We start from the raw sequence: 4,444 nt of genomic DNA on the forward strand, positions 1-4,444 counted from the left end.
ATCTCGAACCGCGCCATCGAGATGCTGGGCGGCGAGATGGGCTCGAAGAAGCCGGTCCACCCCAATGACCACGTCAATATGAGCCAGTCGTCGAACGACACCTATCCCACCGCCATGCACATCGCCTGCGCCGAGCGCATCGTCCATGACTTGCTGCCGGCCTTGAAGCGCCTGCACGCCGCTCTGGACAAGAAGGCCAAGGAATTCAACCACATCATCAAGATTGGCCGCACCCACACCCAGGATGCGACGCCGCTGACTCTGGGCCAGGAATTCGGCGGTTATGCCGCCCAGGTCGCCTCGTCGATCAAGCGCATCGAACTGACCCTGCCCGGTCTCCAGGAACTCGCCCAGGGCGGCACCGCCGTCGGAACCGGCCTCAACGCCCCGATTGGCTTTGCCGAAAAGGTTGCCGAGCAGATCGCCGCCATCACCGGTCTCGCCTTCGTCACCGCACCCAACAAGTTCGAAGCACTCGCCGCTCACGATTCGATGGTCTTCAGCCACGGCGCCATCAACGCGACCGCGGCAGCACTGTTCAAGATCGCCAACGATATCCGTTTCCTCGGCTCGGGCCCGCGCTCGGGTCTCGGCGAGTTGTCGCTGCCTGAAAACGAACCGGGCTCGTCGATCATGCCGGGCAAGGTCAATCCGACCCAGTGCGAAGCGCTGACACAGGTCTGCGCGCAGGTGTTCGGCAACAACGCCACGCTAACCTTCGCCGGCAGCCAGGGCCATTTCGAGCTCAACGTCTACAACCCGGTCATGGCCTACAACTTCCTGCAGTCGGTGCAGCTGCTGGCCGACGCGGCTGTTTCCTTCACCGACAATTGCGTCGTCGGCATCGAAGCACGCGAAGACAACATCAAGGCAGCACTCGACCGTTCGCTGATGCTGGTGACGGCACTCGCCCCCACCATCGGCTACGACAACGCTGCCAAGATCGCCAAGACCGCGCATAAGAACGGCACCACGCTGCGCGAGGAAGCCTTGGCGACCGGACTGGTTTCGGGCGAAGACTACGACCGGATCGTGCGCCCGGAGGACATGACCCATCCGGGTTGATTGCCAGTTTTCTTACGTTTAGAGCGCTGCGCCTCCTAATGGACGCGCGGCGCTTTAACGCAAAATCATTCCAACTGTGAACGATCTGTCGACACATTCGCACCTTTAGTGAACAGTCGAAATCCATTAGGTGTGGGGCATCGAATTTCAACGGAGCCTCACCCCAATGTCCAATGCTTCCATCGCTTCCGAAAAGGCCGTCAGCGGTAACGCTTCGGCCCTCATCCTTGCAGGCCGCGTCCTGCTGTCGATCATCTTCATCCTCGCCGGCTTCGCCAAGCTGACCGCCATTTCCGGCACCGCCGGCTGGTTCGCCAGCATCGGCCTGCCGCTGCCGACGGTTACGACCGTGGTTGTCGGCTTGGTTGAACTGGCCGGCGGCATCGCCATCCTGGTTGGCTTCCAGACTCGCGTCGCTGCGATCGTGCTCGGCCTGTTCACCCTGGCTGCGACCGCAATCGCACACCTCAACTTCGCCGATCCGACGCAGGTGATGTTTCTGCAGAAGAACCTGGCAATCGCCGGTGGCCTGTTCGTGCTCGCAGCCTTTGGCGCCGGCGCGCTGTCGATCGACGCCCGCCGCCGCTAAACCAAGCAGACTTCCTCCCAAGATTAGCCCGGGCTTGTCCCGGGCTTTTTTGTGCGCTGAAGTGGCCGACAGATCGACATAGTGATGACATCACCAATGCACAGGTGCATCCTGCGGCTGTGAGGTTACCCCGATGCTCAACAATCTGTTGCTGCTTGTCGCCCGAATCCTGATCGCCGCACTGTTTGTGCCCGCTGGCATCAGTACTCTTTCGAATATCTCAGGCTCCGCCAGCTACTTCGCCGGGCTCGGCTTTCCCTTGCCGACATTCGTGGCACTGGGCGTCGGATTGCTGGAACTGGGCGGTGGGGCGCTGGTGCTGCTTGGCTTTCAGACCCGCGCGGTGTCGCTGCTGCTCGCCGCCTTTGCGCTGGCCGCCGGTTTCATTGGCCATTACGGCCAGGGCGGCGACAATCCGGCGATGGCCTTCATGCACCAGCAGGCCCTGATGAAGGACATTGCCACATCTGGCGGCCTGATTGCGCTATCAGTCGCAGGCGCAGGTGCGATCTCGCTCGACCGGTTGCTGTTCCGCCGATCTATTTGACCGAGATGCTCGGGCCGTCCTCGACCGCCAGCACCAGCTTGCGACCAGTGACCTTGGCAAGTTGCGCCAGACGCCCTGCCGGCCGCTCCCCGTAGAGCTGGCCGAATTCTGCTGGGATGATCAGCGCCAGCACGCCATGGCCCCGGTCTTCCCAGCGCAGCTTCGGCATCACGCCGGGCATCGAGGCCGTGAGCAGATAGACCACCCGCATCATGGCGCCCAGGATGCGTGCGCGTTCGAGATAGCGTGGTGTCGCCAGCTCCTTCAGCTCCGGGGCGAAGGTGTCGTTGAAAACGCCGTCGTGGCGGAACAGGTTGGCCAGCGCCAGGAAGGCACGGCCCGGATGGTCGACACCGATAAACGACGCGTGCGCGATGATGTTGAGCGATTGCCTGCCCCGATATTCAGGATGGGCGCGCCAGCCGATATCGGCGAGCAGGCAGGCGGCATGACGATAGCGCGCCTCCTCCTCCGTCTCTTCGATGCCGAAGGCAGCGAATGACTTGCGTGTCCATTCGGCCAGCTCGTGCGCATGGCGCACCGAACGCGCGCGCAGCAAGGCCAGTTCTTCGGCAGCAGAGATAAGCGGATCGGCACGCTGTTCCTGCTCGTCGAGCAGCGAAAACAAAAAGCCCTCGCGCACACCGAGAGCCGAGACAACAATCTTCGACGGCTCCATCGCCTCGATGATTTCCTGCAGCACCACAGCGCCATAGGGCAAAAGCGAGCGGCGGTTCTTCGACACGCCTTCGATGCCCTTGACCTTTTCGACATCGCCACGCGCGACCTGCTTGAGGAAGGGGATCAGGCTCGTGGGATCGAGCTCGTAGTGGTGCATCACCTCAAGCGGATAGTTGGTGATGCCCATATGCAAGCGGGCGAGGTTTCGCCACGTCCCGCCCACGGCATAGAAGGTCCTGCCCTGCCCGCCCTTGAGCAGCTTGGCGCGCATGAGTTCGGTGCGCGCGATCTTGGCCGCCACCACCGGCGAGCCTTTCGCCATGTCCTGGAGTCTCAGGCCACCGAGCGGCAAGGTGATGCCCTCGCCAATGTCTTCACCCCGGACGTCGACGAGTTCCAGACTACCGCCGCCCAGATCGCCGGCGATACCGTCGGCGGGATGGAAGCCGGAAATCACGCCAAGAGCGGAATAATGGGCCTCTTCACGGCCAGTCAGCACCTGGATCTTGGTGCCGAGCACATCTTCGGCGCGCTGGATGAAATCGGGACCGTTGATGGCCTCGCGCGCCGCAGCGGTCGCCAGCACATACATCTTTTCCGCGCCCGCCTGTTCGGACAACCCGCGAAAACGCCTGAATTCCTCCATCGAGCGCGTCACACCCTCGGGGTCGAGCTTTCCCGTCGAAACGATGCCGCGGCCAAGACCGGCCAGCATCTTTTCGTTGAACAGAAGGGTCGGCGAGCGCGCCAACCCTTCATAGACGACCAGACGGATGGAGTTCGAGCCGATATCGATGATCGACAGCGGTCGGCGGTCCTTGAGCCGGCCCTGCGAAAGTTGCGCCATCAGGTGGCCGCCGCCTCAGCCTTCTTGCGACGTTTGAACTGGGCAATGCGTTTGGGTGCGTGAGACTTCAGCGCGTCACCCCGTCCGGACAGACTCGGATTGGTCATGAAATATTCCTGCGCATTGAACGGCTCTTCGCCCTCGTCCAGCGTGATCCGCCGCGAGGTTCCATCCGCCAATACTTCGAAACTTTGCTGGTTGTCCATGATGTTTCCGAGCATGACCTGGCCAAGCACCTGCTCGTGCACAGTCGAATGCGTGGTGATCGGCACCATGCATTCGACACGGCGGTCGAGGTTGCGCGRCATCAAATCCGCCGAGCTGATGTAGACAACGGCCTCGTCCGACGGCAGGCCATGGCCATTGCCGAAGCAGTAGATGCGGCTGTGCTCGAGGAAGCGGCCGACGATCGACTTGACGCGAATGTTCTCCGACAGCCCGGGCACCTGTGGCCTCAGGCAGCAGATGCCGCGCACCACAAGGTCGATTTCGACCCCGCTTCGGCTGGCATCGTAAAGCGCGTCAATGATGATCGGATCGACCAGCGCGTTCATCTTCATCCATATCTGCGCCGGCTTGCCATTGCGGGCATGCTCGACCTCATCGGCGATATGTTTGAGGATGCGGCTGCGCAGCGTGTAGGGCGACAAGGCGATGCACATCTCCTCCGCCGGCTCGGCATAGCCAGTGATGAAGTTGAAGATCTGCGCTACGT

Annotated in this window: 4 protein-coding genes and 1 pseudogene; 3 read left to right on the plus strand and 2 right to left on the minus strand. The window is 62.1% G+C overall.

Annotated features, from left to right (window positions below; all coding sequences use genetic code 11):
* The 3 genes from AC1DUU_RS24310 to AC1DUU_RS24320 all read left to right on the plus strand — a co-directional run.
* On the plus strand, positions 1-1,065 hold a 1,065-nt coding region (locus AC1DUU_RS24310), incomplete at its 5' end, for a class II fumarate hydratase (protein ID WP_476785945.1).
* A gap of 181 nt (positions 1,066-1,246) precedes the next feature.
* Positions 1,247-1,654, plus strand: coding sequence for a DoxX family protein (locus AC1DUU_RS24315; RefSeq protein ID WP_476785948.1), 408 nt, complete (start codon positions 1,247-1,249; stop codon positions 1,652-1,654).
* Positions 1,655-1,787: 133 nt separating this feature from the next.
* On the plus strand, positions 1,788-2,201 hold the full coding sequence (locus AC1DUU_RS24320) for a DoxX family protein (protein WP_476785946.1): 414 nt from the start codon (positions 1,788-1,790) through the stop codon (positions 2,199-2,201).
* Here AC1DUU_RS24320 and ppx read toward each other — a convergent pair.
* Together ppx and AC1DUU_RS24330 are read right to left on the minus strand one after the other, a co-directional pair.
* Positions 2,194-3,729 carry an exopolyphosphatase gene (gene ppx, locus AC1DUU_RS24325; RefSeq protein WP_476785947.1) on the minus strand — a complete coding sequence of 512 codons (1,536 nt, stop codon included), beginning with the start codon at positions 3,727-3,729 and terminating at the stop codon, positions 2,194-2,196. The genes AC1DUU_RS24320 and ppx overlap by 8 nt on opposite strands.
* Positions 3,729-4,444: pseudogene (locus AC1DUU_RS24330) on the minus strand (RNA degradosome polyphosphate kinase); the annotation flags it as partial. The gene ppx and the pseudogene AC1DUU_RS24330, both read right to left, overlap by 1 nt.

Source organism: Aminobacter sp. P4_H6_2 (assembly GCF_056400805.1).